This window comes from Hyphomicrobiales bacterium, assembly GCA_039989895.1.
In the GTDB taxonomy this organism is placed as follows: Bacteria; Pseudomonadota; Alphaproteobacteria; order Rhizobiales; family JACESI01; genus JACESI01.
Genome location: JBDXGY010000006.1, coordinates 1,132,986 through 1,157,417, shown reverse-complemented (window position 1 = coordinate 1,157,417; position 24,432 = coordinate 1,132,986). Strand labels below are relative to the sequence as shown.

The following is a 24,432-nucleotide window of genomic DNA, read 5'->3' as shown; positions in this document are numbered from 1 at the left end:
GGCCCGGATACTTCCGGGCCTTTTTGTTTATCCAACAGCTTTTTGAAGGTTTTCATCAACCTTATCAAGGAAGCCGATTGTTGAGAGCCATGGTTGATCTGGCCCAATGAGCAGCGCCAAGTCTTTTGTCATAAACCCTGTTTCAACAGTGTCGATGCAGACCTGCTCGAGCTTGGTGGCAAAGTCTGCGAGCTTTTTATTGTCATCCAGTTTCGCACGGTGTGCGAGGCCGCGGGTCCATGCGAAAATTGAGGCGATTGAGTTGGTTGACGTTTGTTCGCCTTTTTGGTGTTGGCGATAGTGACGGGTCACTGTGCCGTGGGCGGCTTCTGATTCAACGGTTTTGCCATCTGGTGTCATAAGAACAGATGTCATCAGACCAAGCGAGCCGAACCCTTGGGCCACAATGTCGGACTGCACATCGCCATCGTAGTTTTTACAAGCCCATACATATCCGCCGGACCATTTTAGGGCTGAGGCAACCATATCATCGATTAGACGGTGTTCGTACCAAATTTTAGCTTCTTCAAATTGCTCTTTGAATTCAGTTTCAAAGATTTCTTCAAAAATATCTTTGAAGCGACCATCGTAGACTTTCAAAATGGTGTTTTTGGTTGAAAGATAAACCGGTACTTTACGTTGCAGGCCATAGTTGAGAGAAGCGCGGGCAAAATCACGGATTGAATCGTCACGGTTATACATGCCCATGGCAACACCAGCAGAAGGTGCATCATAGATTTCATGTTCAATCTCGGTGCCATCCTCACCGACAAATTTCATTGAAATTGTGCCTTTGCCGGGGAATTTAAAATCTGTGGCGCGGTATTGGTCACCAAAAGCATGACGGCCAACGATGATCGGCTGGGTCCAGCCTGGGACGAGACGCGGTACGTTTTTACAGATAATTGGTTCGCGGAAAATCACGCCACCCAAAATATTGCGGATCGTGCCATTTGGTGAGCGCCACATTTTTTTGAGGTTAAACTCTTCAACGCGACCCTCATCAGGCGTGATCGTTGCGCATTTGATGCCAACACCATGCTTTTTGATGGCTTCAGCCGAATCAATTGTGATTTGATCGTCTGTGCGATCGCGCTCTTCAACACCTAGATCATAGTAATGTAAATCAACATCTAAGTAAGGGTGGATAAGCTTATCTTTGATAAAGGCCCAGATGATCCGTGTCATCTCATCGCCATCGAGCTCAACAACTGGGTTTGCGACTTTAATTTTGTCCATAATAATCCTCATGCCTAATTGCACGCATGGCGCGCGCGTTTTTCTTTATCAGGTCTATACCAAAGGGTTGGGCGGGCTGAAAGGGGCCTTTTGACTAATTTTTGGTTGGTGATGTCATTGTGATTTGTTAAACGGGCATATTAATCATGAAAGATGAGAAAAATGTCGGGTACGGACAAGAGTCGCACGCTTATTACGGGAGGACCGGTTGTGATTCTTGTGGAGCCGCAGCTGGGCGAAAATATCGGCACGGCTGCACGTGCTATGGCGAATTTTGGCCTGTCTGAATTGAGACTTGTTAATCCGCGAGATGGCTGGCCATCTGAACCTGCGCGGGCAGCTTCTAGCGGTGCGGATCATGTGATCGATGGTGTGGCAGTATTTGATACATTGGAAGAGGCAATCGCTGATCTGCATTTTGTCTATGCCACCACGGCTAGAGAACGAGATATGAATAAGCCTGTAGCAGAGCCTATCGAGGCCATGGGTTCGTTGTTTGCCAAAGAAAAAGCAGGTGAACGCACGGGAGTACTGTTTGGCCGAGAGCGCTGGGGGTTGAAAAACTGGGAAGTTGGTCTTGCCAATGAGATCGTGACTTTTCCGGTTAATCCGGCCTTTTCATCGCTGAACATTGCTCAAGCTGTGTTATTGATCGCCTATGAATGGATGAATGCTATGCAGCGTGGCCATGGATTGGTGGTCGAGACGGGCTTTGAGGCGCCAGAATTTCCACCAGCCACGCGAGCTGATATTGTCGGGGTGGTCGATCATCTCGTGGAAGCGCTCGATAAGGTGGACTATTTTTATCCTGAAGGGCGGCGTGAGCACCTTATCCAAAATCTGCGCCTTACCATGTCAAACGCGAATTTTACACAGTTGGAAGCGCGAAATTTTCGCGGTGTGATTGCAGCTCTTGATCGGCGTAAAACCCGTGGACAACTCGCTGACCTTGCAGCCATGCGTGATGATGATGAATGAGATGATGCGACCAGTTTTGACATTTGATTCAGGGCTTGGTGGCCTGTCCGTGTTTCGTCATCTGGTTGCAGCTGCGCCCAAGCTTGATCATATTTATGTTGCGGATGATTTGAGTTTTCCCGTTGGTGATTGGGAAGAAGGTGCTTTGATTGAGCATTGTATTAAAACTATTGGTGGGCTTATTTCTCAATATAATCCGTGCCTTGTGGTGATTGCTTGCAATACTGAATCAACTCTTATTATGGCTGCGTTGAGGGAAAATTTTGATATTCCCTTTGTTGGAACTGTACCGGCTGTGAAGCCTGCAGCCTCACAGACACAAACGGGCCTTGTGAGTGTTTTGGCAACGCCGGGCACTGTGAAACGTGATTATACACGCGCTTTGATGGATGCTTATGCCAGCCATTGCCGTGTGACCCTTGTGGGTGCAGGTCAGCTTGCCATGCTGGCGGAGGCTTACATGATTGAGGGATTTATTGACGAGAATGCTGTCTTAGCAGAAATCGAGCCTTGTTTTGTGGAGGATGGCGATAAAAAAACGGATGTTGTGGTTTTGGCTTGCACCCATTATCCGCTTCTTTTGCCGGTCTTTGAAAAACTTGCCCCGTGGCCTGTTCTATGGCTCGATCCAGCACCCGCAATTGCGCGGCAAGCTTTAGTGGTTTTAGATAGCAATATTGAAGGCGGAGGGCAGCGCCATTATCTTATGACATCGGGAGCCGCATTTCCAATGTCAGCGGTTGATCAATGCCTGCTGTGATCTATGCGATTTTCTAAGGTTAGACCTTAGGATCTGGTTGACATCAAGGGCTATGTGCCATACATCTCCGCCACCTATTCAAAAGAGTGAATTGGTACACCCGTGAAAACGCGGCGTCGCACGCTAAGTTTTCTGTCGTTCAAGGTTTCATATCTTGGAAAAGGAGGGCGTGTTTTCAAAAATAAAACAAGGAAACCACGATGGCAAAGCGTGAACAAGCTAAGTATAAAATTGATCGCCGTATGGGCGAAAATATCTGGGGCCGCCCTAAAAGTCCTGTTAATAGACGTGATTATGGCCCAGGCCAACATGGTCAGCGTCGTGCTAGCAAACTCTCAGATTTCGGTATCCAGCTGCGCGCAAAGCAAAAGCTAAAAGGGTACTATGGCAATATCTCTGAAAAACAGTTCCGCCGTATTTATGGTGAAGCTGTACGCCTGAAAGGCGATACATCAGAGAACCTTATTGGTCTTCTTGAGCGCCGTCTTGATGCGCTTGTTTATCGAGCGAAATTTGTGCCGACTGTTTTTGCGGCTCGTCAGTTCGTGAACCACGGCCATGTTAAAGTAAACGGCAAACGTGTGAACATTCCTTCCTACCGTTGCAAAATTGGCGATGTGGTTGAAGTGAAAGAAAGCTCAAAGCAGCTCATCATGGTGATTGAGGCTACTGGTTTGGCAGAACGCGATGTTCCTGAATATGTAGAAGTAGACCATAATAAATTGTCTGCCTCATTGGTGCGCATTCCAACATTAAGTGATGTGCCTTATCCAGTAATCATGGAACCAAACCTCGTCGTCGAGTTTTACTCACGCTAAACGAGAGTTCATAGAATTCAAAAAGCCGCCTTTATGGCGGCTTTTTTATTGCTTGCTCTCAGGCCTTTGTCATAAAAAGTCATAAAAAAAGCCATCCTGGAGTGGATGGCTTTTCTCAGTCTTAATTAAGAACGCTACTGAGCGTTATTTAATTTTTGCTGTACCCAGAATTACAGTGAATTTTTCACAATAGATGTAAACTTCATTGTATTTATCTGTGTCGATACCGGCTGGTACTGGGAATGTTGCTGCGCCTTTTTTGTGCGATAGCTTGTTGTGAATTTTTGTACCTTTGGCGTATTTTCCGCCATTACCGAAACCGATTTTGATGTCAGGCGGGGTACCCTTGAATAGGAAATCATCGCCTAGGACTACTGATGTCTTGCCACCATCTTTTTTGATTTTGACGGTGCCTTTTGCTGTGTAGCCTTTGTGTCCGGTAAATGTGCCTTTACGCGCACTGCCGGCTGACGCTGTTGACGTACCCATTGCTGCAACTGCTGCTGCAGAAAGAGCAAGAGTGGCGAATTGACGACGTGATATAGACATGGTGTTTCCCCTTTATTATCTATTGATATCTAATACATAGGCAATAAAGGGCACTGAAATAAGGCACGTATTTTGACATTCGCTCACGTTCTCTTGAGTTTTGTGTGAACAATGCACTGATTAGGTAGATATCTTGACCTTGTTGGCTGTGCCTGACACAACGCTTTTATGAGCATTAAATTAGATACCATAGAGCATGATAACGCTACTGTTTCGCAGGATAGTTGCCATCCTTTGTTTCTTGATGCGCCGTCCAGTGTTTCCTTTAAAAAGATCCGTAAGCGCCTGTTACGCCAAATGCGCGAAGCAATGGATGATTTTTCTATGATTGAGCCGGGGCAAAAGTGGCTCGTGTGCCTTTCGGGGGGAAAAGATTCCTATGCCCTCTTGTCATTGCTGCTTGATTTGAAGTGGCGCGGGGTTTTGCCGGTGGAGCTTTTGGCTTGCAATCTGGATCAGGCGCAACCGGGGTTTCCAGCTCATATTTTACCTGAATTTTTTGAGAAATACAGTATCCCTAATCGTATTGAGCGCAAAGACACCTATTCAATCGTCACCGATAAAGTACCGGAAGGCGCAACTTATTGTGCGCTTTGCTCGCGGTTGAGGCGTGGCAATCTTTATCGCATTGCGCGCGAAGAGGGATGCTCAGCGGTCATTCTCGGCCATCACCGTGATGATATTTTAGAGACATTTTTTCTGAATTTCTTTCATGCAGGACGGTTGGCTTCCATGCCACCGAAGCTTCTTAATGATGAGGGCGATCTCATGCTGATGCGTCCGCTTGCGTATTGCGGTGAAGAGGACATCGAGAAGTTTTCTAATGCTATGGAATTCCCAATTATTCCATGTGACTTATGCGGATCGCAAGACGGGCTTCAGCGCAATGTTATGAAACAGATGTTGAATGATATTGAGAGCAAAATGCCAGGCCGTAAGGATGTAATGTTGCGTGCACTCACCAATGTTCGACCGTCGCATCTATTGGACCGAGAACTCTTTGATTTTGCTGGGTTGATGCAAAATCAAGATACAAAAAAGCCCCTGATATAACTATAGATGATATAACCATAGATAACTGGGGCTTTTGAAATATTATAGTTGTGAATCCTTAGGCCGTTGCCTGACCGTTCATTGGAACGCCTTTTTCTTCCAGATATGTTTGAAGCTCACCGGCTTGAAACATTTCGCGGATGATATCGCAGCCACCAACAAATTCACCTTTGACATATAGTTGCGGCACGGTTGGCCAGTTTGAATAATCTTTCACGCCCTGACGAAGGTCATCATCTTCTAAAACATTGATGCCCTTAAAGTCTGTGCCGAGATAGTTCAAAATTTGAATGACTTGCCCCGAAAACCCGCACTGCGGAAAATTAGGTGTGCCTTTCATGAATAGCACCATGTCGGAGTCTTTCACTTGGCTGTCTATAAAGTCTTTCATATCGCTCATTATATTCTCCTTAAACCAGCGGGTTTTCCCGTCAGTTCAATTGGGGTTCGCTCTGATATCTTATTTGGGTGCACTTGTCTGTAATGCAAGGGCGTGCAAGACGCCACCCATATTTCCTTTCAACGCATCATAGACGAGTTGATGCTGCTGCACGCGGGTTTTGCCGCGAAAGGTTTCTGAAATAACATTGGCGCGATAATGGTCACCGTCACCGGCAAGATCCTCAATGACGATCTCGGCATCGGGCAGGGCTTCTTTGATCATGCTTTCAATCTCAGCCGCTGTCATAGGCATGGATGTTTCTCCGTTTCATCTTAATCTTCAAGCCATATAGGCTGGGAACCAATCTTCATATGCTTTGGTAAGGCTTTCAAGTGATATCTTTGCGCCTATATCCAATACAGTGCCACCGGTTTTGCCAATTGTTTCAACTTCAACGCCAGCTTTTTGGGCGGCGGATAAGATGTGTTCGCGATCGGCTGATTTGCAGCTTACCACATAACGCGCCTGATCTTCTGCAAAAAGCGCAGTGGCGGCATTCACGGGCAGAGTGAGGCTTGCGCCGATTTTTCCTTTGATGGCCATTTCAGCCAAGGCAATTGCTAAGCCGCCTGATGAAATATCATGACAAGCGGTGACAGCGCTGTCGCGGATAAGGCTGCGAACAAAGTCGCCGTTTTTCTTTTCTAATGCTAGATCAACGGGCGGTGGCGGGCCATAATCACCACCAGTGATAGCGTTAAGCGCCAACGTTTGCCCCATATGCGCACCAAAGCCGCCGATGAGAATGATATGCTCGCCCACGTCTTTAAAAGCAATCGTCGCCATCTTGTCGATATCGGGCAAAAGACCTACACCGGCCATGGTGGGGGTTGGCAAAATGCCGACACCATTGGTCTCGTTATAAAGCGATACATTGCCAGAGACGATAGGGAAGGCGAGAGCTTCACAGGCGGCACCAATACCTTTGATGGCCTGTACGAGCTGACCCATGATTTCAGGGCGCTCTGGATTGCCGAAATTGAGATTATCACTTGCGGCAAGAGGTTCTGCACCAACGGCGGTCAAATTGCGCCAAAGCTCGGCCACCGCTTGTTTGCCACCCTCAAAAGGATCGGCTTCGCAATAGGTAGGATTGACGTCAGATGAAAAGGCGAGGCCTTTTTTGGTGTCTTCGCCGCTTGAAGAGGGCACCCGCACAACACCCGCATCGCCACCGGGGCGTTGTGCAGAGTTACCCTGAATATAGGTGTCATATTGCTCATAAACCCAGCGTTTTGAGGCAGCATTGGGTGAGCCGATCAGGCTTAATAGGAGATCGCCGATTGCTTCACCCTCGGGCAATGTATGCGCGGGGATAGGGGCAGGCGCTGCTGGTTTTACCCATGGTCGGTCATATTCGGGAGCTTCGTCGCCTAATTCCTTGATGGGAAGATTGGCGACCTCGGTGCCTTGAAACATAACGCGGAATCTCTGGTCATCGGTTGTGACGCCCACAATCGCGAAATCGAGGCCCCATTTTTCGAATATTTTCGCGGCAACCTCTTCTTTTGATGGTTCTAACACCATCAACATGCGTTCCTGACTTTCAGAGAGCATCATTTCATAAGCGCTCATGTGGGTTTCACGAATGGGCACCTTGTCGAGGTCAAGCTCAACACCAAGATTGCCCTTGGCACCCATTTCAACGGCAGAACAGGTCAGGCCAGCGGCTCCCATGTCTTGGATTGCGATCACAGCGCCGGTTTTCATCAGCTCTAAACAGGCTTCAAGTAGGCATTTTTCGGTGAAAGGGTCACCTACTTGGACGGTTGGGCGTTTTTCCTCAATATCGTCGTCGAATTCAGCTGAAGCCATGGTGGCTCCACCAACGCCGTCGCGTCCGGTTTTAGCACCCAGATAAACAACGGGCAGGCCAACGCCTTTGGCTTCTGAGAGAAAAATTTTGTCAGCATCTGCGAGGCCAGCTGCAAAGGCATTGACCAAAATATTGCCGTTATAGCGAGCGTTAAACTCCACTTCACCACCAACAGTTGGCACGCCAAAGGAGTTGCCATAGCCACCAACGCCGGCCACAACGCCGGACACGAGGTGTTTTGTCTTTGGATGGTCGGGTTCGCCGAACCGAAGCGCGTTCATGGCAGCAACTGGTCGCGCACCCATGGTAAAGACATCACGCAATATGCCACCGACACCCGTAGCGGCCCCTTGATAGGGCTCAATATAAGAGGGGTGATTGTGGCTTTCCATTTTGAAAACAACAACTTGTCCGTCATCAATATCAACAACACCAGCGTTTTCACCCGGGCCTTGCAGCACGCGAGGGCCTTTTGTAGGCAAGGTTTTTAGCCATAATTTTGAGGACTTATAAGAGCAATGCTCATTCCACATGGCAGAAAATATGCCAAGTTCGGTGATGGTCGGCTCACGGCCAATCAGGTCTAAAATACGCTGATATTCATCAGGCTTTAGGCCGTGATTTGCAATCAGTTCATCTGTAATCGGGGTGTCGTTTGCAATCATTAGGCAACTTTACTTAAAGCGCTTTCAAACAGGCCGCGACCATCGTCGCCGCCATGGAAAGCTTCAATCAGGTTTTCAGGATGTGGCATCATGCCCAAAACATTGCCGCGCTCATTTGAAATGCCGGCGATGTCATTGAGTGAACCGTTCGGATTTGTGCCCTCAGCATAGCGGAAGACCACACGGTTTTCAGCTTCAAGAGCGTTTAATGTTGCGTTGTCTGCAAAATAATTGCCGTCATGATGGGCCACAGGACAGCGTAGAATTTGGTCTTGTTTATAGTGATGAGAAAACATGGTGTCGGCATTGGTGACTTGCAGTTTGACTTCACGGCTGACAAAACGCAGCGATGCATTGCGCATAAGCGCACCGGGCAGGAGAGCCGCTTCGCATAGGGTTTGAAAGCCATTGCAAACGCCGAGCACTTTTACGCCTTGGTTGGCTGCTTTGCGCACCGCACCCATGATGGGGGAACGCGCAGCGATGGCGCCGGAACGCAGATAATCACCATAAGAAAAGCCGCCGGGGATGACGATGAGATCACAAGCTGGGATTTCAGTTTCTGTGTGCCAGATTTTAGCGGGTTCTAGGCCAGAAACTTTGGTGAGCGCCGCAATCATATCGCGGTCGCGGTTTGAACCGGGAAACAGGATGACAGCTGACTTCATGCTTGAACCCAATCAAATTCATAGTCCTCAATTACCATATTCGCTAGCAGTGCCTCACACATGGCTTTCATCTGAGTGGTTGCATCAGCCTCATTGGCCGCATCCACTTCAATATCGAAAACCTTGCCTTGGCGCACTTCATTGACGCCGGAAAAATTGAGGGAAGCGAGGGCGCCTTCAATAGCTTTGCCCTGCGGGTCCAGAACACCGTTTTTCAAGGTTACGGTTACGCGCGCTTTCATATTTTTCTCTTCTAAATCAATTATCTATATTTGGTTTATCAAGGGCAAAATTTCTACCCTTGATTTATTTGAGTAATCTATTTCACCAATCTGGGGCCTGTGCCTTTGATGGGTTCATTCTCAATCAAAATTCCAAGCCTTTGGGCGACATCGCGGTAGGCCTCCAATAAGCCACCAAGGTCACGCCGGAAGCGGTCTTTATCGAGTTTTTCTTTTGTCTCGACGTCCCACAGACGACAGCTATCGGGTGAAATTTCATCAGCGATGATAATACGCATTACATCGTTATCCCAATGACGACCACATTCTATCTTGAAGTCGATAAGTTGGATGCCAACGCCCAAAAACATGCCGGTGAGGAAATCGTTGACGCGGATGGCAAGCGCCATCATGTCGTCTATTTCTTGTGGGGTTGCCCAACCAAATGCAGTGATGTGCTCTTCTGACACCAGCGGGTCGTTCAAATCATCGTTTTTATAATAAAACTCGATAATAGAACGGGGGAGAACGGTGCCTTCCTCGATGCCAAGATGTTTTGCTAGCGACCCTGCCGCCACATTTCTAACGACGACTTCCAGCGGCACGATTTCAACTTCTTTAATCAGCTGCTCACGCATGTTCAGCCGTTTAATGAAGTGGGTTGGGATACCGATATTATTCAAATGACCGTATATGAATTCGGAAATTCGATTGTTCAGCACACCTTTGCCATCAATGATTTCGTGTTTCTTATTATTAAAGGCGGTAGCATCGTCTTTGAAGAATTGGACCAGTGTTCCTGGTTCAGGTCCTTCATAGAGAATTTTTGCCTTGCCTTCGTAAATGCGCCGGCGGCTTTTCATTAGATTATCACCCTCGTGGATGTTGCGGTTTGGAGTCCTTGATTTATCACAAGAGTTACTGCATGTGCTGCGCCGTTACAATCATGAAAAGAGGGCGCAGTAGCATTTGATGCGATTTGTGGTCAGTTTTTTAACGTTGAATTGTGTTTAACTCTTAAACTTCCTTCTAATGGACGCTTTGTGTGCCTATATATAGGGTGAATTTTAATGATACTGACGGGATTTTTAAGCAAATGAGTGGTTTTGATGATCGCGGAGACGCATTTGAGAATAAGTTTGCCCATGATGAGCAATTGCAATTTAAGGCGATGGCACGGCGCAACAAGTTACTTGGGTTATGGGTGGCTGAAAAACTCAGCCTGAGTGGTGATGAGGCGAGTGAATATGCAAAAGCTGTGGTGCGCTCGGATTTTGAAGAAGCGGGTGACGAAGATGTCTATCGCAAAATCAAAGCTGATGTTGATGAAGCAGGGATTGACCTGTCAGAAGCTGATATTCGCAAAGCGATGAGTGATATTCTGATCACGGCGCAGGAGCAAATCCTTAGCGAGTGATAGGCTTTATCGTTTTAAATTTGAGACAATAAAAAACCCGGCTCTTAAGCCGGGTTCTTTTTTAAATTCCTACTTCCAGCTTCTTGCCGGTTAATCTTTCGATGATACCGGTTCCAGGAGGAATGTCAGGATCTGTTAGGACTAAAGGATCTTCTTCTACAACTTGCAGACTAGCGCATGCTGATAAAAACAGAAGCCCAATTAATGACAGCGCTCTAAAGAGCGCTGTCAAATTATTATTCTTCGTGAATATCACGATAGATTTCTCCACTTAAGTGAGATTAGAACTTGATACGACCACCAACAGTGATTGTGTTGACATCGTCAAAACCTTGTCCCTCAATGTCGTCAAGGCTAAAGTTGCGGTATGCAACGAATGCTTCCAAAGCCAAGGCATCAATTTGCTGAACATATGCAACGCCCAATACAGTTGCTTCAGATTCGAAAGCTTGGTCGATCAAGAAATCGACATTCCCGCCAGGCTGAATACCATCTGTGTCCGGATCCGTATCCGTGATAGCAGCACTAGTTGCATCGTCGGCTAGGATTGCTTCAGCATTGGCTGCATTTTGATTTTCAAAGAAACCAGCTTCAAATACGAAGTTTGAGCTACCCAGTGATGTTAGCTTCTTCTTCCAACCAAGTTTACCATAGTAAGCTGTGTTGTCTTGATTATCATCACCGTATGAGAATGTTGCATTCAAACCAGTTGCATTATGTACAGCTGAGGCAGAACCACTTACCAAATCGCGAGTTGAGTTACCAAAGTTAGTGTAAGCAATGTTAGCTGCAACTGAGAAGCCAGCTAGATCTTTGCTTCTGTAACCCAAGTCAAAGGCATATTCATCACCATTTGTGAATGAAGCTTTACCTTTGAAGCCACCGAATGATGCTGTGTCATAACGAATAACATCATCACGTGAACCACCATCAAAACCAGCACCTGTTGTAACATCAGAAATGTTGATTGTTGTAAGGTTGTTGTCACCATCATCAAGGCGGAATACTGTGCCGCCACCGATTAGGTGAACTTCAGAGTAACCTGAGATAAATGTACCTGAAAGGTCATTGTGGAAACTGAAGTCAGACGCTGTTTGGAACTGACCGATAAGCAATTGACCTAATGTTTTGTGCTTTACGAAAAGAGCCGCACGACGAACGTCAAGTAGTGAGTCGCCAGAAAGTGCATTTGGATTTGCTACTTGGTCTTGTAACGTTTGAAGAGAGTTTTCTGCAGTGACCTCAATTTCAAAGTTTGTACCAGCTGACCAATTGTCATCTAGTTTTGCAGCACCGAGTAGGCGGAAGCGTGTACTTGATGTTGTGTTGTCAGCATTGCGAACTTCAAAGCTATCGCCATCGCCGAAGCCAACTGCCAAGCGGTTTACTTGACCACTGAGTGTAAGGCGAACTTTGTCGTTGCCGTTGCGAACTGCATTGTTTTCACCTGGGCCAATGATTTTTTCGAGGCGCTCAATGCGTTTTAGCAGATCATCATCTGAAAGATTGTCGAGGTCAGCTGCATTTGCCATGCCTGCTGTGCCTAACAATGCAAAAGATACTGCAGTACCTAGCAGTGCTTTTGTTGTTGCTTTAATTGTCATAAGTTTGTCTCCGGACAAATTAATTATTAAGACTGAATTATCTCGTATGGAACGCAAGTGCTTTCCTCACACTCGCAATTCGCCATATTTATTGCGCCGTGTAAACCACCTGAAACAGCTTCAATGGAAAGTGTGACAACTATGCATCAGCATATTGAGGGACGACTTTCGTCTAAGTTGACGCGGAAAAGTCGATAGAAAAGGCATTTTGTGAGCTTTTTCGACGGAAATAGGCTGTTTATTGGCCTGAATTCAGGCGCTATCAGTCATATTCTCAACTATTGAGACTCTTAATTGCATCTCTTTTACTAATAATTTTTTTTCATTTTCTGATATTTTCTAGCCTTGTGTTGCAAAAACAACACGCAATTTTGTGGGCAATTCTAGCAAGAATCGAAAAAAGGCATCAGTGGATACGTTTTTAAATATCAGTTTAGGCAATTTGGAAGACATGATTCTATATTTTTGTGTGTTTTGATATGCATCTAGAGTCGCGCCATAAAGGTGGCGAAACTCATCAAACCTTCTGGCCACGGTCCTTGGCCACTATCAGCATTGATATGGCCGCTGTCGCCTGCGTTCTCAAACTTTGATCCCCACGCAAAAGACATGTCCTCTGCTTTTTTAAATGCGCAATAGGGGTCATTGCTGCTGGCGACGAGTATGGAGGGGAAGCTGAGAGGGGCTGTTGGAACGTCGCTAAAGGGTTTGATCACAGGCATCTGCGCCGTGATGGCATCAATATCTGGCGGGGCGACAAAATAGCCGCCGGTTACTTTTTGGTGCGGAAAGCGCGCGGCTGCGTGAACGGCCGCAACTACACCAAGAGAGTGGGCAATAAGCACAACTGGTTGAGTTGCTTGTTCAACGGCTGCGACTATGCGGTTTTGCCAGTCGTCAAAGTCTGGGTCGTTCCAGCTCTTTTGTTCCACACGTTTGGATGTGCGCAGTTTTTGTCCCCAGCGTTCATACCAATAACCTGGCCCGCCGCCGCCAAGACCAGGTAATATTAGTATGTCTGCTTGAGATGTCTTCATGAATTAGCCAAAGACACGATTGAAAATCGTATCAACATGTTTGGTGTGATAGGCGAGATCGAATTTCTCTTCGATTTCTTCTTGGCTCAAGGCAGCGCGCACTTCTTCGTCGGCGAGCAGTTCTTCAAGAAAATCCTTGCCTTGCTCCCAAACCTTCATGGCGTTGCGTTGCACGAGGCGATAAGAATCTTCGCGACTAACACCTGCTTGGGTGAGAGCTAGTAAAACGCGCTGTGAATGGATCAAACCTTTGAATTTGTTCATATTATCCATCATGTTCTCAGGATAAACGAGTAGTTTATCAATCACACCTGTGAGACGAACAAGCGCAAAATCGAGCGTCACCGTCGCATCTGGGCCGATCATGCGCTCAACCGATGAATGCGAAATATCACGTTCGTGCCAAAGGGCGACATTTTCCATGGCGGGCAGAGCCATACCGCGCACAAGACGGGCAAGGCCAGTGAGGTTTTCAGTCAAAATAGGATTGCGTTTGTGCGGCATTGCCGATGAACCCTTTTGACCTTTGGAAAAGAATTCTTCGGCTTCAAGCACTTCTGTACGTTGCAAATGGCGTACTTCGGTGGCCAGACGCTCGATTGATGAGGCGACAACACCCAAAGCTGCAAAAAACATAGCGTGGCGGTCGCGCGGGATCACTTGTGTTGAGATCGGCTCGGCTTCAAGACCCATTGCTTGGGCGACATGTTCCTCAATCGCTGGATCAATATTGGCGAATGTGCCCACAGCGCCAGAAATGGCACAGGTTGCGATTTCCTTGCGGGCTACTTTCAAGCGCTCAAGATTGCGATCAAACTCAGCATAGGCTTGCGCCATTTTCAGGCCAAAGGTCACCGGCTCGGCGTGGATGCCATGCGAGCGGCCAATGGTGACTGTATCTTTATGTTCATAGGCTCGGCGCTTTAGGGCTTCGAGAAGTTTTTCGACATCTGCGATTAAAAGATCGGCCGCGCGGGTGAGTTGCACATTAAAGCAAGTGTCCAAGACATCAGATGATGTCATGCCTTGGTGCACAAAACGGGCGTCATCGCCGACGATTTCTGCCAGATGCGTGAGAAAGGCAATCACATCATGTTTTGTTTCACGCTCAATCGCATCAATACGGTCGATGTCAAAGGTAGCATTGCCGCCTTTATCCCAGATGGTTTTGGCGGCACTTTCAGGAATAACACCAGCTTTGGCCAAAGCATCACAAGCGTGCGCTTCAATTTCAAACCAGATGCGAAATTTGGTTTCAGGTGTCCAAATAGACACCATTTCGTCACGCGAATAGCGTGGGATCATGAGCTTATTCCTTATTTAAAGGGTATAGGGCCACACGTGGGTGGCTGTTTGATTTGTTGGAAGGGACTTAGCAAAGCTCCGTACAAGGTTCAATACTGCTTACAAACTCTCTTCGGATGATTGACATAAAATACAATAGAAAATGCAGGCCAAGATAAGAGAGAAGAAGCCGAGAGGCAAAAACAGGCGTGCGGTGGAAACGGCAAATGAATATCCGTGGCTTAAAAAGAAATATAGAAGGTCTTCAAGTCCGGCCAAACTTGTTATTGGGTTCATGTTGTCGATAAAGAAGGCAATCGTATAAAGCGCACTGCACAGATAGGTGGCGCCAATTGTGCCTACGGCCAACAAAATGAACATGGTGGAAAAGCGTGCCGTTGCCGGTCTTTTTCGGGTTATCATCTGCTCTAGATACCATGCGATATAAGCTGTTATCATCGACGCGATGGTGCCAAAGCTGATTAAAAGCACTTGCCGTTCATCCAGCACCTTGTTCCATAATAGAGCATCGACCAGCAGAGAGATGGAAGTCAGAATTGTCCAGAATAGGCAAAATGTTAGTATATAACTTGTTTTTCTGGTTTTACTGGTTTTGCTTTTGTTATGATCATAATATGCGACTGTGGTCATTGTTTTGAGCCTATCTGGGTTTTAAACCTATCTTGAGACTGTGGCTTGTTCTGCCGCTTCTCGTATGGCTTTTATATTGGCCGCATAGGCTTGTTTGTTATCCCCTTTAAAAATGGCCGACCCTGCAACAAGCACATTGGCTCCCGCTTTGGCACAAATTGGGGCCGTTTCCACAGTGATACCACCGTCAACCTCAAGATCAATGTGGCGGTCACCTATCATTTCTCGCAGTTTAGCGATTTTTGGTGCCATTGAGTGAATGAATTTTTGTCCACCAAAGCCAGGGTTCACGGTCATGACAAGGATGATATCGATATCATCCAGCATGTCATCTACCACATGGGCTGGTGTGCCAGGATTTAAAACAATGCCGGCCTTTTTACCTAGACCCTTGATGGCTTGAATACTGCGATGGATATGAGGGCCGGCTTCTGCGTGTACTGTGATGGTATCAGCGCCAGCTTTGGCAAAGCCTTCAAGATAAAGATCAACCGGTGAAATCATCAGATGAACATCCATCAGTTTATCTGTGACTGGACGAATGGCGTTTAAGACGACAGGACCGAAAGAAATATTGGGCACAAAATGCCCGTCCATGACATCGACATGAATCCAATCTGCACCGCCCTCAGCAACGGCGCGCACTTCATCGCCGAGTTTCGCAAAATCGGCTGCGAGAATGGATGGAGCGATAAGAATTGGTGATGGCATGGTTTAATCCCTCATCTTTTGATGATGTCGCTATAGCCTTAACGGGATTGTGGGGGAAGAGGGAAGTTGCGGTTTGAACAGAATTGGTTTGATTAAATGAACTGAGCGATGAAAAACACTCACTCACTCCGTGAAGAGGGTGGGTGTTTTGCTGTTTTAAGAAATCGAGGGCTAAGGCAGCGCTATTCAACGAGTGTGAGTGTATCCCAGTGGGCCTGCGCTTTTTTAATCATGCTGTCAGGGTCTTTGTCGAAAAAAACACCACCACGGGCGGCAAAAAAGACATGTAAATTACCATTGTGTATGCGCCATACTTGGGGATCGCCGGGTACTTCTTTCTTGAGCGACATTGCGCGGGTGCAATAACCACCAAATTGTGGGGCGTAGGCCGATGGATTAGCTTTAAACAGGTCGGCGTCTTTTGCCTCAGCAAATCGCCACGTTGCGCCTTTCCATTTAACAATGGTTGCGTCATTTCCTTTTGTAGGTTTGCCTGCTTTGAAATAGGCGGTGGTATCATATCCTTTCAAAGCCATGCCGCTTTTACCTGTGAGGCTGAAACGGCTTATTGTTTTTGCAAAAGCTGAAAGTGGAAATGTTGATAAAAGGGCAAGAGTGATGCCTGCTTTGTAGAAATTACGACGGCTTAGTGTTCTATTGTTCATCGCTCTTCATCCTTTTTCCTAATGTTTGGATGCTTTAATTCACAGCATCAATAGTATTATCCCGCCATTGATGTATCACATAATCTACCAGATCGGCGTCACCTTTGTCGTTGAAGGTAATTGTGCCGATGGGGGTTTGAAATGATTGTTCGTTCAAAACCTTATTCAAACTTTCAAAATCACTTGTTGTCGCACGGCTGATTGCTGCCTCAAGAATTTTCATAGCTGAATAACCGCGAAGGGCAAGGCCTGCTGGGTTTTGTTCGCCCGCTTTGAAGCGTTCTATTGCTGTTTTTGCTGAGGGTAGTTTTCGCGGGTCAAGCGGGAAGCTAGAGAAAATATTATCGAGATTGTCACGGTTTGTATTGTCTTCCAGCACCAGTTTTGGAAAATCTGTATGGACAAGACCATCGCCGCCAATAACAGTGATTTTATCGGATAGTCTGTCGATGTCACGGATGAGAGTTGCAGCATCGAGATGAACGCCGCCGATGAAGAGGAGCGTTGCGCCCGAATCCACAATGCGGCCCGATAGTCTACGATAGCGCTCTTCACCACTTTCAAAATTAGCCGAAAAGACCGGCGTGATTCCTTCGGACTTTAAACCTTCAATAATCGCATCGGCCAATCCTTTGCCATAGACTGAACCATCGTTGACGATAGCGATATTTTTGCTCGTGCTGTGTTTCACCATAAAGGTCGTCAATGCTTCGCTCTGTTGTGTATTTCGTGCGGCGAGGCGGTATGTGCCCCCGTTTGACAGTGGCCGATTTTCTGTGAAAGCCGGATTTTGGCTTGTGGGCGATAGTTGGACAATCTTGTTTGCGCTATAGACGGGGGAAGCCTCTATGGATGGGCGGTCACATAGATGGCCGATAACCGCGATAACGCCTTTGCCGACGAATTGATTGGCAATGCCTTGGGCGGCTTCTGGCTCGCATTTGTCGTCGACTGTCTCAATCGTGATGAGCTCGCCTTTAATGCCGCCACTCTTGTTGATTTCATCGACCGCGAATTTGACGCCAGTGATAATTTGTCCGCTAAGGCCCGCGTAAATGCCCGTGAGTGGAGCCGCGATGCCAATTTTGATCTCGGCGCTGGCTGTGGCGACAGACAAAGCAAGGGTACATAAAGCAAGGGCGGTACGTTTCATCATACGATACATGGTCTTGTCTCTATTCACTTCTAGGCTCAGTGTGTGTTGATTTTTTTGACGATTGCTCATGCAGCTGTTTTTTTATTGTCAGCAAATCCTGCCATGCTCGTCGTTTCTGGCTAGGTTGGCTTAAAATGTAGTCTGGGTGGAGTGTTGGTATGGCGATAATTTCACGATTTTTCAAACTATAAGGCTTAATTCGGCCTCGTAGCTTCATAATGCCGTCAGTTGTGTTCAAAAGTTGGCGTGCGGTTGCGGCGCCGAGAGGAACCAAGACATCTGGGTTGATCAGCTCTATCTGTCTCTCGACGAAGGGACGGCAAAGTTCGGCTTCTTGGAGGGTGGGATTGCGGCTTCCCGGCGGCCGCCATGGTACGATATTGGCAATATAAACATCGTCTTCGCGGTTTAAATCAATCGCGGCCATCATTTTATTTAACAGTTCACCAGCGCGCCCGACAAAAGGAATGCCGTTGATATCTTCATCTCGACCGGGTGCTTCACCGACAAACATCACCCGAGCATTTGGGTTGCCATCACCAAAAACCAAATTTTTTGCGGTGCGCTTTAAGTTGCAACCATCAAAAGTTTCAAGGATAGCGCGAAGCGCCTCAAGACTGTCGGCTTTGCCTGCTACTTCGCGGGCATTTCCAAGCACTACAGCGTCAGGTACGGTCTGTATTGCTGGTGGTGCAACGATTGGTTGATGTGGCTTGGTGCCTTGTAAATGTTGGTTTTTTTGATCTTGTGGCATTGTTTGAACGGATGCGTTGGGAGCTTGGCTCGTTGCGCGATTCATGCGTTCTGCGCGTGCTGCTTCCATCTCTGAAAAACGGTCATGCGGCGTCTCATCTAGTGCGCAATCGACACCGTTTGACGCATAAAACTCTAAAAGAGCTTCGAGTTCTTTCACATTTTCCATCTTTGTATTCACACAGACCATAGGTATCGTTCAGCAGATGCTATGTATATGTTGTAATAGCAAGCACCACATTTGATTTGTTATTAGGCTATACGTTAAATAAAGCACTAGCAAAAGATGTCTCTGTTACAAGTATCAATAACTTGGGCAGATTTAAGCAGGAGATGCCGATATGGCTGACGATACTATGAGTGATATGCCTGAACGCGAAAGCATGGATTTTGATGTTGTGATTGTTGGTGCAGGGCCGGCGGGCTTGGCGGCTGCTATTCGATTAAAACAACTCGATGCTGATTTATCTGTTGTTGTGCTTGAAAAAGGCTCTGAGGTGGGCGCGCATATTTTATCTGGTGCGGTGGTTGATCCAATCGCGATTGACCAGCTTTTGCCTAAATGGCGCGATGAGAGCGATACGCCTTTTAAGACACCAGTGAAAACCGACAAGTTTCTTTTCCTCAGTGAGAAGGGCGGCATTCGCTTACCTAATTTCATGATGCCACGGTTGATGAACAATCATGGCAATTATGTCGTCTCACTCGGCAATGTTTGCCGCTGGTTGGCTGAAAAAGCCGAAGCGCTTGGGGTTGAAGTCTTCCCTGGCTTTGCGGCTGCAGAAGTCTTGTTCGATGACAATAATAATGTTGTGGGCGTTGCCACGGGTGACATGGGTATTGGCCGCGATGGTAAGCCAAAGCCGGGCTTTGAGCGCGGTATGGAACTGCGTGGCAAATATACATTCTTTGGCGAAGGTGTGCGCGGATCGCTTTCCAAACAATTGATTGCCAAATATGGTCTTGATGAAGACCGTGAGCCGGGGAAATATGGCATTGGCATTAAAGAACTTTGGGAAGTCTCTCCTGAAAAACATCAACCCGGTCTTGTGCAACACTCCTTTGGCTGGCCGCTTGGTAAAAATGCTGGTGGTGGTTCTTTCCTTTATCACCTTGAAAATAATCAGGTGGCTGTCGGCTTTGTCACACACCTTAATTATGAAAATCCGTGGTTGTCGCCGTTTGAAGAATTCCAACGCTTCAAAACGCACCCCTCAATCCGCGATGTATTTGAGGACGGCAAGCGCATTTCTTATGGCGCGCGGGCGATTACGGAGGGCGGATATCAATCTGTCCCCAAACTCGTCTTTCCGGGGGGCGCTTTGATTGGTTGTTCTGCGGGCTTCGTTAATGTGCCGCGCATCAAAGGCTCTCATAACGCTATGTTATCTGGCATGATGGCAGCTGAAAAAGCGGTTGATGCAATCAAGGCTGGGCGCGCGCAAGATGCGCTTGATGGCTATGAGAATGAATGGCGCGAGAGCGACATTGGCAAAGACCTTTATAAAGTGCGCAACGCCAAGCCGCTTTGGACCAAATATGGCCTGCTTGGTGGCATCGCTCTTGGTGGCCTTGATATGTGGACGAATGAACTGTTCGGCTTTTCGTTCTTCGGCACGATGAAGCACGGCAAGGCGGACCATGAGAGCTTGAAGCCGGCTGCAGAGTGCAGCGAGATTACATATCCAAAACCGGATAACAAAATCTCGTTCGATCGTCTATCCTCTGTTTTCGTGTCATCGACCAACCATGAGGAAGACCAGCCGATCCACTTGAAACTCAAGGATGAAGACGTTCAGTTTAATTCTGAGTGGAAGACTTTTCAGGGACCATCAAACCGTTATTGCCCAGCCGGTGTTTATGAGTGGGTGATGCCAGATGCTGGCGGTGATCCGAGTTTTGTCATCAATGCGCAAAACTGTGTTCATTGTAAAACCTGTGACATCAAAGACCCGAACCAGAACATCAACTGGACGACACCTGAAGGGGCAGGCGGACCAAATTATCCAAATATGTAGGGTGCGTTTAAAGCTGTCGCGGCCCTTACCACAGCCCTTAAAAATAAAAACCCTGCATTGGTATTTCACCAACACAGGGTTTCGATGTTTCGTTATAAATAATGAGATATCAGGCAGCAGCAACTTTTGTGAGGAACTGCCCGACAATGTTATTGAGATGTTGAGCTTCTTCGTCGACCATGGTTGCTGCGGATGTGACTTGAGTGGCTGAATTTGTGATGTCATCCACGGCCGAATTAACACCTCCGATGTTTTTAACCACCTTGCTAGTGCCGCCTGCTGCTTGATTGACACTCTGGCTAATTTCTCCAGTCGCAAGCCCCTGTTGTTCTACAGAAGATGAAATTGAGCTGATACTAAGATTTACATCTGCCATCTTCTTAGCAATGACGTTGATTGCACCAACCGTATCATTCGTGGACCCTTGAATGGTGTTGATCTGTTGTGAAATTTCTTCTGTCGCGTTCGCTGTTTGACTTGCTAGTGCCTTAACTTCTGATGCAACGACAGCGAAACCTTTGCCAGCATCTCCAGCCCGCGCTGCTTCAATTGTTGCATTCAATGCCAGAAGATTGGTTTGTTCTGCAATATCGGATATGAGCGATACCACATCTCCTATTTTTAAAGCGGAATCTGAGAGATCTGCTACTTTTACAGTTGTATCTTGTGAGGCGTTTGTTGCCTCATTCACCATCTTTTCAGTTTCAACAACCTGTCGGGAAATCTCGCTGATTGAAACAGAAAGTTGCTCTGCTGCGGCAGAAACTGTTTGGACATTGGAAAGGGATTCGTTCGATGATTCAACAGCACTCGATGCTCTCTCACCCGTGTCTATGGCAGTATCGGTCAATGCTTTTGCAGTTGACGTCATCGTCTGAGTATTGGCCGTTACAGATGAAAGGCTTTTATCGACGGCAGTGCGGAATTCAACAATTAAATTGTCGACGGTTTGCTGCCGTTGTTCGCGACCTGCAACATCTCCTGATGCTTGAATTTCAAGACGGACCCGTTCAATTGCATTATCTTTAAAAATCTGAACAGCACTTGCCATTTTACCGACTTCGTCGCTTTGTCCGATAGCTGGCACTTCAATCTCAGTATTGCCATTAGCCAGTGTTTGCATAGCTTTTGTCAATTTGGTGATAGGGTTGGTAATGCTCTTTCCGATAATCAAAGCGAGAGCTATGGCAACAATAAGAGTGAGAATGCCGGATACTAAAAATAGTGTTCTCGTGTTCTTTTTAGCTTGAGTTAAGCTCGTTTTGGCATTGCTCAGTTCAGTTTGTGCTGTTTCAGAAATTGCTAAGAAATCAGGCAGCATTTCAGCGAAAATTGAGCTCAATTTTTTGGTCTCAGGCTTAAGCAGTAAAGCCGTCTCCGCAAAGGCCTTGAACTTTGTTTGGTAACTATCCATCAAAGTGCCAAGCTCTACTTGTGTTTGATTAGGCAGAGCAAATTCTTTAAGCAGTAAATTGAATTCCTCCCGGCGCTCATCAATGCGGCCTATATATTTGTCTTGTCCTCTCAGCATGAAGTCTTTCTCATGGCGGCGCATCATCAGCATCTTCACCATTAAGGAATCAAGCTTTTGCTCTTTGAGTTTGCTCTCCACTCCATGGACCGCTTGCCTGAGCTCGCCTTGAAGTCCTGATTTTTCATCCAATCCGAGTGTTTGATGCAATTGTACTACTTTATGAAACTGTTTGTTGTGCAATTCAGCGCCAGCTCTAAGGCGTTTCACATTGTTCTCAACGGATTCTGTGGTTGCAATCTTGGCTATTTGTGACAATGCAGAATCGACAGATTGGATCGCTGTATTATATTTTTTAATGTATTTCTCATCACGCCGCAGAAGGAAATCTTTTTCGCTCCTGCGCATTTGTAGTGTTCCAATTTCCATTTTTTGGACCAAATGAGAGACTTCTGTATTTTGAGATTGACTTGAAAGGGCGCGGTTCGTTTTCTGTTCGCCAATAAAATAAACGACACTAAGAAATGCTACGGCAGCTATAGTGACAAACAACATCAGGTTGATGCGCATACCAATTCGCAATTTAGATAAGGTAGAGCCACTAGATGTGACTGTGTCGATAGATTTTAATTTTTGGGAGATATGCATTAAGGCCACCTTTGACGAAACCCGTTGGTCATTGAATGACCAAGAGTCAAAGGAGACAGATGTGGCCATTTTAAAGAACAAGTATTGATAAAATATTTTGCATATTGTGATGTTTTAGGTGAATAAATGCTTAATGTTCTGAGGAAATGTACAGAAACAATTATGAGCGGCCAAACGGTCCACTAGGACATTACATTCGATCTGGAGTTTAAGGTTTGGTGGTATTTTAAATAAACCGCAGAGCCTTCAAACTCGTGTGTCCCTCTTTGCCAATGATGATGTGATCGTGAACGGCAATGCCAAGCGGTTTGGCGACCTCGATTATTTTTTGGGTCATCAAAATATCGGCTTGTGACGGGGTTGGATCGCCTGAGGGATGGTTGTGGAGAAGAATGACAGCGGTGGCCGAGAGTTCAAGCGCGCGTTTAACCACTTCGCGGGGGTAGACAGGCGTATGATCTACGGTTCCAACCTGCTGTATTTCATCTGCGATCAATTGATTTTTCTTATCAAGAAACAAAATACGGAATTGCTCTTTGGTCTCATAGGCCATGGCGGTGTGGCAATAGGCGAGCAGTTCTGACCATGAGGAGAGGATGGTTTTTGTTTTGATTGAATCTTTCGCGAGTTGCTGGCCGGCTGCTTGTATTATTTTGAGATCCAAAGCGACCGAGCGACCAATGCCGTCGATTTCTGTGATGCGTTCAACTGGAGCAGAGAGGGCTTCAGCGACAGTGCCAAAGCGTGCCAGAAGTGCTTTGGCTATCGGTTTTGTATCGCGTCTTGGAATAGAGCGGAACAAGATGAGTTCTAAGAGTTCATAGTCAGCCAGTGCTTTTGCACCGTTTTCCGCGAAGCGCGCGCGCAGCCTGTCGCGGTGTCCTGCATAATGGGGTTTTGCAGTGGATGTCTGCGGTCTTGCTTCTTCAAAACCGGGCAAAGATTTGTCAGGATCATCATCACCCATTCACGTGCACGCCTTAAAGATCAAATGGTGGCTTGTGATAGCCTTTGGGGGACTCAGTAAAAATACGGCATCCATCGCTTGTTACACCGATGGAATGTTCGAATTGGGCGGATAGGGAGCGGTCACGGGTAACGGCCGTCCAGCCATCCGGTAATACCTTCACATGGGGGCGCCCGATGTTAATCATTGGCTCGATGGTGAAGATCATGCCTTCGCGCAGCTCAATGCCTTCGCCCGCCTTGCCATAATGTAGGATATTGGGCGTGTCATGAAAAAGCCGCCCAAGCCCGTGGCCGCAAAAATCACGCACAACGCTGCATCTTTGGCTTTCAGCATATTCTTGTATTACAGCGCCAATGTCGCCGGTGGTGGCACCAGGTTTGACGATGGCAATACTGCGCATTAGACATTCATACGTGATGTCAATCAGTCGTTCTGCTGCGCGTTTTAATTTGCCCACAGCATACATGCGACTTGAATCGCCATGCCAGCCATTCAGCACATAGGTGATGTCCACATTGATGATGTCTCCCTCACGCAGGGCTTTCTCGTTTGGAATGCCGTGGCAGACAACGTGATTGATGGATGTACAAGATGATTTGGTGTAGCCGCGATAATTGAGGGTTGCGGGCGCGGCGTTATTGTCGAGGCCAAATTGGAAGACGAAATCGTCAATTTCCTTCGTTGTAACACCCGGTTTCACCATTTCTGCTACATGATCGAGCGCACGGGCTGCCAGTTGTCCCGCTTCATGCATCGCGTCAAAGTCGTCGGAATGATAAAGACGCACTTGGCCTGTGTTGTGCAAAGGGGCAGTTGCTGCATCAATATAAGTGACCAT

25 protein-coding genes are annotated in these 24,432 nt (G+C 47.0%); 6 read left to right on the top strand and 19 right to left on the bottom strand.

The window, feature by feature from the left end:
- Positions 1-27: 27 nt before the first annotated feature.
- Positions 28-1,239: an NADP-dependent isocitrate dehydrogenase gene (locus ABJ081_11995; GenBank protein MEP6357388.1), complete on the bottom strand. Its 1,212-nt coding sequence runs from the start codon at positions 1,237-1,239 to the stop codon at positions 28-30.
- A 162-nt stretch (positions 1,240-1,401) separates the two neighbouring features.
- Between ABJ081_11995 and ABJ081_11990 the strand changes: the two genes are divergently transcribed.
- The 3 genes from ABJ081_11990 to rpsD all read left to right on the top strand — a co-directional run bounded on the left by ABJ081_11990 (position 1,402) and on the right by rpsD (position 3,795).
- Complete coding sequence (locus tag ABJ081_11990) at positions 1,402-2,217, top strand: RNA methyltransferase (GenBank protein ID MEP6357387.1); 816 nt, start codon at positions 1,402-1,404, stop codon at positions 2,215-2,217.
- 1 nt (position 2,218) lies between these two features.
- Positions 2,219-2,977 carry a glutamate racemase gene (gene murI / locus ABJ081_11985; protein ID MEP6357386.1) on the top strand — a complete coding sequence of 253 codons (759 nt, stop codon included), beginning with the start codon at positions 2,219-2,221 and terminating at the stop codon, positions 2,975-2,977.
- A gap of 200 nt (positions 2,978-3,177) precedes the next feature.
- Positions 3,178-3,795 (top strand): 30S ribosomal protein S4, encoded by a 618-nt coding sequence (gene rpsD / locus ABJ081_11980; protein MEP6357385.1) that lies wholly within the window; start codon positions 3,178-3,180, stop codon positions 3,793-3,795.
- Between the two features lie 144 nt (positions 3,796-3,939).
- Here rpsD and ABJ081_11975 read toward each other — a convergent pair whose 3' ends face one another.
- A complete protein-coding gene (locus ABJ081_11975) occupies positions 3,940-4,344 on the bottom strand; it encodes a DM13 domain-containing protein (protein MEP6357384.1) in 405 nt (134 codons plus the stop codon).
- Positions 4,345-4,512: 168 nt separating this feature from the next.
- Between ABJ081_11975 and ttcA the strand changes: the two genes are divergently transcribed.
- Positions 4,513-5,397, top strand: a complete 885-nt coding sequence (gene ttcA / locus ABJ081_11970) for a tRNA 2-thiocytidine(32) synthetase TtcA (GenBank protein MEP6357383.1) — start codon at positions 4,513-4,515, stop codon at positions 5,395-5,397.
- A gap of 58 nt (positions 5,398-5,455) precedes the next feature.
- On the opposite strand, the gene grxD is transcribed toward ttcA, so the two are convergent.
- The 6 genes from grxD to purC all read right to left on the bottom strand — a co-directional run bounded on the left by grxD (position 5,456) and on the right by purC (position 10,072).
- Positions 5,456-5,797: a Grx4 family monothiol glutaredoxin gene (gene grxD, locus ABJ081_11965; GenBank protein ID MEP6357382.1), complete on the bottom strand. Its 342-nt coding sequence runs from the start codon at positions 5,795-5,797 to the stop codon at positions 5,456-5,458.
- Positions 5,798-5,857: 60 nt separating this feature from the next.
- Entirely contained in the window at positions 5,858-6,091 is a 234-nt protein-coding gene (locus tag ABJ081_11960) for a BolA family transcriptional regulator (protein MEP6357381.1), read from the bottom strand.
- A gap of 27 nt (positions 6,092-6,118) precedes the next feature.
- Positions 6,119-8,320, bottom strand: a complete 2,202-nt coding sequence (gene purL, locus ABJ081_11955) for a phosphoribosylformylglycinamidine synthase subunit PurL (GenBank protein ID MEP6357380.1) — start codon at positions 8,318-8,320, stop codon at positions 6,119-6,121.
- On the bottom strand, positions 8,320-8,988 hold the full coding sequence (purQ, locus tag ABJ081_11950; protein MEP6357379.1) for a phosphoribosylformylglycinamidine synthase subunit PurQ: 669 nt from the start codon (positions 8,986-8,988) through the stop codon (positions 8,320-8,322). The genes purL and purQ overlap by 1 nt, the downstream gene beginning before the upstream one ends.
- Positions 8,985-9,230 (bottom strand): phosphoribosylformylglycinamidine synthase subunit PurS, encoded by a 246-nt coding sequence (purS, locus tag ABJ081_11945; protein MEP6357378.1) that lies wholly within the window; start codon positions 9,228-9,230, stop codon positions 8,985-8,987. The genes purQ and purS overlap by 4 nt, the downstream gene beginning before the upstream one ends.
- Before the next feature lie 77 nt (positions 9,231-9,307).
- A complete protein-coding gene (purC, locus tag ABJ081_11940) occupies positions 9,308-10,072 on the bottom strand; it encodes a phosphoribosylaminoimidazolesuccinocarboxamide synthase (protein ID MEP6357377.1) in 765 nt (254 codons plus the stop codon).
- A 233-nt stretch (positions 10,073-10,305) separates the two neighbouring features.
- Here purC and ABJ081_11935 point away from each other — a divergent pair, with 233 nt between their 5' ends.
- A complete protein-coding gene (locus ABJ081_11935; GenBank protein MEP6357376.1) occupies positions 10,306-10,626 on the top strand; it encodes a DUF1476 domain-containing protein in 321 nt (106 codons plus the stop codon).
- Positions 10,627-10,907: 281 nt separating this feature from the next.
- Here ABJ081_11935 and ABJ081_11930 read toward each other — a convergent pair whose 3' ends face one another.
- The 8 genes from ABJ081_11930 to ABJ081_11895 all read right to left on the bottom strand — a co-directional run bounded on the left by ABJ081_11930 (position 10,908) and on the right by ABJ081_11895 (position 18,656).
- Positions 10,908-12,230 (bottom strand): hypothetical protein, encoded by a 1,323-nt coding sequence (locus tag ABJ081_11930; GenBank protein ID MEP6357375.1) that lies wholly within the window; start codon positions 12,228-12,230, stop codon positions 10,908-10,910.
- A 485-nt stretch (positions 12,231-12,715) separates the two neighbouring features.
- A complete protein-coding gene (locus ABJ081_11925; GenBank protein MEP6357374.1) occupies positions 12,716-13,267 on the bottom strand; it encodes an alpha/beta hydrolase in 552 nt (183 codons plus the stop codon).
- 3 nt (positions 13,268-13,270) lie between these two features.
- A complete protein-coding gene (gene purB / locus ABJ081_11920) occupies positions 13,271-14,572 on the bottom strand; it encodes an adenylosuccinate lyase (GenBank protein MEP6357373.1) in 1,302 nt (433 codons plus the stop codon).
- 99 nt (positions 14,573-14,671) lie between these two features.
- The gene (locus ABJ081_11915) at positions 14,672-15,202 is read right to left on the bottom strand and encodes a hypothetical protein (protein MEP6357372.1); all 531 of its coding nucleotides are present in this window, start codon (positions 15,200-15,202) and stop codon (positions 14,672-14,674) included.
- Positions 15,203-15,229: 27 nt separating this feature from the next.
- Positions 15,230-15,913: a ribulose-phosphate 3-epimerase gene (gene rpe, locus ABJ081_11910; protein MEP6357371.1), complete on the bottom strand. Its 684-nt coding sequence runs from the start codon at positions 15,911-15,913 to the stop codon at positions 15,230-15,232.
- A gap of 182 nt (positions 15,914-16,095) precedes the next feature.
- The gene (locus tag ABJ081_11905; GenBank protein ID MEP6357370.1) at positions 16,096-16,578 is read right to left on the bottom strand and encodes a YHS domain-containing (seleno)protein; all 483 of its coding nucleotides are present in this window, start codon (positions 16,576-16,578) and stop codon (positions 16,096-16,098) included.
- 34 nt (positions 16,579-16,612) lie between these two features.
- On the bottom strand, positions 16,613-17,743 hold the full coding sequence (locus ABJ081_11900) for a branched-chain amino acid ABC transporter substrate-binding protein (protein MEP6357369.1): 1,131 nt from the start codon (positions 17,741-17,743) through the stop codon (positions 16,613-16,615).
- Positions 17,744-17,753: 10 nt separating this feature from the next.
- Entirely contained in the window at positions 17,754-18,656 is a 903-nt protein-coding gene (locus ABJ081_11895; protein MEP6357368.1) for a uracil-DNA glycosylase, read from the bottom strand.
- Positions 18,657-18,828: 172 nt separating this feature from the next.
- Here ABJ081_11895 and ABJ081_11890 point away from each other — a divergent pair, with 172 nt between their 5' ends.
- On the top strand, positions 18,829-20,505 hold the full coding sequence (locus tag ABJ081_11890; protein ID MEP6357367.1) for an electron transfer flavoprotein-ubiquinone oxidoreductase: 1,677 nt from the start codon (positions 18,829-18,831) through the stop codon (positions 20,503-20,505).
- A 109-nt stretch (positions 20,506-20,614) separates the two neighbouring features.
- Here the strand turns inward: ABJ081_11890 and ABJ081_11885 are convergent, their stop codons facing one another.
- From ABJ081_11885 to map, 3 genes are all read right to left on the bottom strand, one after another.
- Entirely contained in the window at positions 20,615-22,624 is a 2,010-nt protein-coding gene (locus tag ABJ081_11885) for a methyl-accepting chemotaxis protein (GenBank protein MEP6357366.1), read from the bottom strand.
- A 226-nt stretch (positions 22,625-22,850) separates the two neighbouring features.
- Complete coding sequence (gene radC / locus ABJ081_11880) at positions 22,851-23,591, bottom strand: DNA repair protein RadC (protein MEP6357365.1); 741 nt, start codon at positions 23,589-23,591, stop codon at positions 22,851-22,853.
- Between the two features lie 13 nt (positions 23,592-23,604).
- A complete protein-coding gene (map, locus tag ABJ081_11875) occupies positions 23,605-24,432 on the bottom strand; it encodes a type I methionyl aminopeptidase (protein MEP6357364.1) in 828 nt (275 codons plus the stop codon).